Origin of the sequence: Allorhizocola rhizosphaerae (genome assembly GCF_003426775.1) — a bacterium.
GTDB lineage: Bacteria > Actinomycetota > Actinomycetes > Mycobacteriales > Micromonosporaceae > Allorhizocola > Allorhizocola rhizosphaerae.
Genome location: NZ_QJUG01000368.1, coordinates 1 through 4,879, shown reverse-complemented (window position 1 = coordinate 4,879; position 4,879 = coordinate 1). Strand labels below are relative to the sequence as shown.

Annotated in this window: 7 protein-coding genes; 5 read left to right on the top strand and 2 right to left on the bottom strand. The window is 69.4% G+C overall.

Going from position 1 to position 4,879, the window contains the following annotated elements; translation table 11 throughout:
- Positions 1-920, top strand: a 920-nt coding sequence (locus DM816_RS40140; RefSeq protein ID WP_162908346.1) for an MFS transporter, incomplete at its 5' end; no start/stop codon positions are given.
- Here DM816_RS40140 and DM816_RS40135 read toward each other — a convergent pair.
- Complete coding sequence (locus tag DM816_RS40135; RefSeq protein ID WP_246002681.1) at positions 885-1,061, bottom strand: hypothetical protein; 177 nt, start codon at positions 1,059-1,061, stop codon at positions 885-887. The genes DM816_RS40140 and DM816_RS40135 overlap by 36 nt on opposite strands.
- Positions 1,062-1,174: 113 nt before the next feature.
- On the opposite strand from DM816_RS40135, the gene DM816_RS40130 reads away from it, so the two are divergent.
- From DM816_RS40130 to DM816_RS40115, 4 genes are read left to right on the top strand one after another with little or no spacing between them, the layout of a single operon-like run.
- Positions 1,175-1,942, top strand: a complete 768-nt coding sequence (locus DM816_RS40130) for a glycerophosphodiester phosphodiesterase family protein (RefSeq protein WP_117215694.1) — start codon at positions 1,175-1,177, stop codon at positions 1,940-1,942.
- A complete protein-coding gene (locus DM816_RS40125) occupies positions 1,939-3,300 on the top strand; it encodes an MFS transporter (RefSeq protein WP_117215693.1) in 1,362 nt (453 codons plus the stop codon). The genes DM816_RS40130 and DM816_RS40125 overlap by 4 nt, the downstream gene beginning before the upstream one ends.
- A gap of 14 nt (positions 3,301-3,314) precedes the next feature.
- Positions 3,315-3,908 (top strand): thymidine kinase, encoded by a 594-nt coding sequence (locus DM816_RS40120; RefSeq protein WP_117215692.1) that lies wholly within the window; start codon positions 3,315-3,317, stop codon positions 3,906-3,908.
- Between the two features lie 10 nt (positions 3,909-3,918).
- Positions 3,919-4,701: a methyltransferase domain-containing protein gene (locus DM816_RS40115; RefSeq protein WP_117215691.1), complete on the top strand. Its 783-nt coding sequence runs from the start codon at positions 3,919-3,921 to the stop codon at positions 4,699-4,701.
- Here DM816_RS40115 and DM816_RS40110 read toward each other — a convergent pair.
- The coding region (locus DM816_RS40110) for a hypothetical protein (RefSeq protein ID WP_162908345.1) at positions 4,639-4,879 on the bottom strand (241 nt) is incomplete at its 5' end. The genes DM816_RS40115 and DM816_RS40110 overlap by 63 nt on opposite strands.

Here is a 4,879-nt window from a genome sequence, read left to right as displayed (position 1 = left end):
GCTGCGGCGACCTGAGCAAGCGGGTGCTGTTCCCGCGCACCGCCAAGGCCTGCGGCGTGGACAGCACCCGCGCGGCCGCACTGAGCGACGGGGTCAGCCGGCTGGCCACGCTGATCGGCGCGCCGGTGGCCGGCGTGCTCATCGCCGTGGCCGGGGCAAGCGGCGTGCTGCTCATCGACGCGGCCAGCTTCCTGGCCGGCGCCGCGCTGGTGGCCGGGCTCGTGCCGCGCCTGGCGTCCACAGTGGACGGACAGCCGCGGGAGCCGTACGTCACGGCGATCCGCGGCGGGCTGGACTTCCTGCGCCGCGACCGGTTCCTGGCCGCGATGCTGCTGGTGTTCTTCGCCACCAACCTGTTCGACGCGGCCTACGGCTCGGTGCTGATCCCGGTGTGGGCCGGCCGCATCGGGCAACCGGTGGCGCTGGGGCTGGTGTCGGGGTGCTTCGCGCTGGGCGCGGTGCTGGGCAACGTCGTGTTCACGGCGCTGGCTTCGCGGGTACCCAGATATGCGGTTTTCACCCTCGGATTCCTCGTCGGCGGCGCACCACGCTATGTCGCGGCCGCCGTGGCCGATCAGACGTGGATCGTGTTCGCGGTGTCGTTCGTGGCCGGCCTGGGCATGGCCGCGGTCAACCCGATCACCGGGGCGCTGTTCTACGAGCGGGTGCCCGAGCACCTGATGGCCCGGGTGCAGGGCATCGCCACCGCTCTGGGCTGGGCAGGCATCCCGCTGGGCGCGCTGCTGGGCGGCCTGGCGGCACAGGGCCTGGGAGTAGGCGCGGCGCTGCTGGCCTTCGGCGCCGCGTACCTGCTCGTTACCCTGAGCCCACTGATCTGGCCGAGCTGGCGTCAGCTCGACCGGCCGCACCCGAACGACAAGGACTCACCGGTCCCGATGCGTTCGGTAGATGCCAACTAGTTCCCGGGTCGTGCTCACACCCGCCCGGCGGCGCAGATCGGCGATCCTCCGGTTGGCCGTGCGCAGCGACAGGAACTCGGCGGTCGCGGCGGCGGAGATGGTGCTGCCGGAGGCCAATCGCTCCAGCAGCGCTTTCTCCATGGGGGAGAGCCTTCGCACCCATTCGTTGGGGGATTCGGCCGCCAATGCCACCTCCACAGAGATCGACTAATCTCGACGTAATGGTTCGGCGACATTCTGCAGGATGTCACCAGATGTTGGCGAGCCGACCACCCATACAAATCCCAATATGCAATTCTGCCCCGGTGGCATACCTGGAAGAGCCGCCGCTCGCCTTCGCCCACCGCGGCGGGGCCGCCGAGGGCGACGAGAACACGGCCGAGGCCTTCGCCCGCGCCATCGCCGCTGGTTACCGCTATGTGGAGACCGACGTGCACGCCACCGCCGACGGCGTGCCGGTGCTCATTCACGACCCACCCGACCCCGCATTGTCCTATCAAGACCTGCTGCGCACGCCACCGCCCGGCGGCCCGGCCCCGCGGCTGGACGAGGTCCTCGACCGGTGGCCCGGCATCAAATTCAACATCGACGTCAAGGCCGACGCGGCCGTGACCCCGACCGTGGCGGCCATCGAGGCCACCGGCGCGCACGACCGCGTGCTGCTGGCGTCCTTTTCGGACACCCGGCTGCGCCGCCTGCGTGCTTTGACCGCAAATAAAATCGCCACATCCTTGGGGCAGCGCGAGGTCGCCCGGCTGTGGGCCGCCTCCCGCATCGGGGCCAAGGTCAGCATGCCCGCCTCGGTCGTCGCCGTGCAGGTTCCGGTGCGCCATCGGCGGCTGCGCGTGGTCGACCGGCGTTTCCTCGCCCTGGCACACGCGCTCGGCCTTCAGGTACACGTGTGGACCGTCGACGATCCTGACGAAATGGCGGGGTTACTTGATCTCGGTGTAGATGGCATCATGACCGATCGCATCAACATCCTGAAGGACGTCTTCACCGATCGAGGGTTGTGGAAATGACGGCTCCTGCCTATGGAGAGAGCACCAAGCGTGAACGAGTGGGCTGGTATTTCTACGACTGGGCCAACTCCGCCTTCTCCGCCACCATCGTGGCGGTGTTCCTGGGCCCGTACCTGTCGGCCATCGCCCGCAGCGCGGCCGGATGCCCCGACAACACCGACGCCTGCCAGGCCGCCACGCTGTTTCACTTCGCCGGCATCGACTTCAAGGCCGGCGGGTTCTACACCCTCATCCTGAGCGTCGCCGTGGGCATCAACGTGCTGATCCTGCCGGTCATCGGGGCGATCGCCGACCGGTCGGCGCACAAGCGGCGGCTGCTGGGCATCTTCGCCTACATCGGCGCCGGCGCCACGTGCGGGTTCTTCTTCGTCGACGCCGGGCGGCTGTGGCTGGGCGCCGCGCTGACCATCGTGGCCACGGTCGCTTTCGCCGCCAGCATCGTGGTGTACCAGTCGTTCCTGCCCCAGCTGTGCCCCGAAGACCAGCGCGACAAGGTGTCCAGCTACGGCTGGGCGTTCGGCTACCTGGGCGGCGGGCTGCTGCTCGTGGTCAACCTGGCCGCGCTGCAGCTGCTGGAGGACCGGCTCGGCACCAGCCTGGTGGTGCGCCTGTCCATGGCCTCGGCCGGAATCTGGTGGGGCCTGTTCACCCTCTTGCCGCTCATGCGGCTGCGTGACCGGCCCCCGCTGGAGGGGGTGGCCCGCGGCAACGTGCTCACCGACGGGTTCAAACAACTCCGCCACACCCTCAAGGGCATCCGCGCGTACCCGATCACCCTGCTCTTCCTCGGCGCCTACCTGGTCTACAACGACGCCATCCAGACGGTGATCAACGTGTCGAGCATCTACGGCACCGAGGCGCTCAAGCTGTCCCAGGACACGCTCATCATCACCATCCTGATCATCCAGTTCCTCGCGTTCGGCGGGGCGCTGGGCATGGGCGCGCTGGCCCAGCGCATCGGCGCGAAGAAGACCGTGCTGATCAGCCTGGTGCTGTGGACGGCCATCGTCGGGGCGGCGTTCTCCCTGCCGGAGGGCGCGCCGGGCCCGTTCATGGCGCTGGGCGCCACCGTCGGCCTGGTGCTCGGCGGCAGCCAGGCCCTGTCCCGGTCGCTGTTCTCCCAGCTGATCCCCAAGGGCAAAGAAGCCGAATACTTCGGCTTCTACGAGATCTCCGACAAGGGCACCAGCTGGATCGGGCCGCTGCTGTTCACGGCCGTGTTCCAGTTCTCCGGCAGCTACCGCGTCGGCATCGTCTCCGTGCTCATCCCCTTCATCATCGGCTTTGTGCTTCTTTTGCTGGTACCGATCCGGCGCGGCATCGTCGCGGCCGGCAACAATCCACCACCACGGTTGTAATAGGCTGGCGGGCCATGTCCGCCAGCTTGACTTTCTTCTGGGGCCCCATGGACTGCGGCAAGTCCACGCTGGCCCTGCAGATGGACCACAACCACGCCCGCCAGGGCCGGCGTGGGCTCGTGCTGACCCGGCTGGACCGCTCCGGCCAGCCGCAGGTCACCACGCGCATCGGGCTGGCCGCCAAGGCCGTGGAGGTGTGGCCCGACCTGGACCTGGTCGAGCTGGTGCGCCGCCAGCCGGCGCCGATCGACTATCTGATCTGCGACGAGGCCTGCTTCTACACCGTGGCCCAGATCGAGCAGCTGGCCGATCTGGTCGACGAGTCCGGTGTGGACGTGTACGCCTTCGGCCTGGCCAGCGACTTCCGTTCCGAGCTGTTCCCGGCGTCCAAGCGGCTGTTCGAACTGGCCGACCGGACCCACCGGCTGCAGGTGGAGGTGCTGTGCTGGTGCGGGCGCCCCGGCCGGCTCAACGCCCGCGTCGTGGGCGGCACGGTGGTGCGCGAGGGGGAGCAGATCGTCGTGGGCGACACCGCAGCCGACAGCGACGACGTCCACTATCAGGTGCTTTGCCGCAGACACTATCGGGGCGGACAGTTGCACGGCTAGGGTTCTGGGCATGGCTGAACCGGCCTCCGAGATTTTCGGTGCGGCACTGGCCGCCTGGCGCCAGTGGCAGGACGCGCCGTGGGGCAGGCTGCGCTACACGCTTGCCGAACACAACCTGTCGCGCCACCTCGACGGGCGCCCGCTGCGGGTGCTCGACGTTGCCGGCGGCAACGGGGTCGAAGCGGTGCGCATGGCCGCCGACGGGCACGAGGTGACCGTCGTGGACTACTCGGCCGAGATGCTCGCCTCGGCCCGGTCGCTGGCCGACAGCACCGGCGTCGGGCACCGCGTCACCTGTGTGGAGTCCGATGTGGCCAAACTCGGCGACGTCGTGGAGCCCGGCGCCTACGACCTGGTGCTGTGCCACAACCTGCTGCAGTACGTGTCCGATGTGGAGTCGACTCTGGTCACGGTGCTCGAGCCGCTGCGCCCCGGCGGGCTGCTGAGCGTGCTGGCGGCCAACGCCCACTCCGAGCCGATGCGCATGGCCGTGCGCGACATGGACTTGGCAGGCGCCTACGAGTCGCTGGACGCCTCACGCCACTTCACCAAGACGTTCGGCACGCCGATGTTCCCGCGCACCGCCGAGGAGGTCAGCGCGATCCTTCGCCGCCTGGGCGTGGGCGTGCTCGGCCACTACGGCATCCGCTCCATCTGCGACTACATCCCCGACGACCAGCGCAAGTACGACGCCACGTTCTTCGCCGAGCTGGAGCGCCTGGAGATCGCGCTATCCGACCGGATGCCCTACGTCCTGACCGCGCGGCTGTTCCAGCTCATCGCCGCCCGCTGACGGCTGGGCAGGAGCACGGGTCAGCTGCGCGGTCAACGCGGTCAGCGTGCCGGCCAGCTGTCCGACCTGGACGGTCAGCTCGTCCACCCGCCGGCGCAGCGCCGCCGCCTCGGCCAGCGCCGCCTCCCGGGCGGCCACCGCGCTGTCGCGTTCGGCCACGGCCGTGTCACGCTGCGAC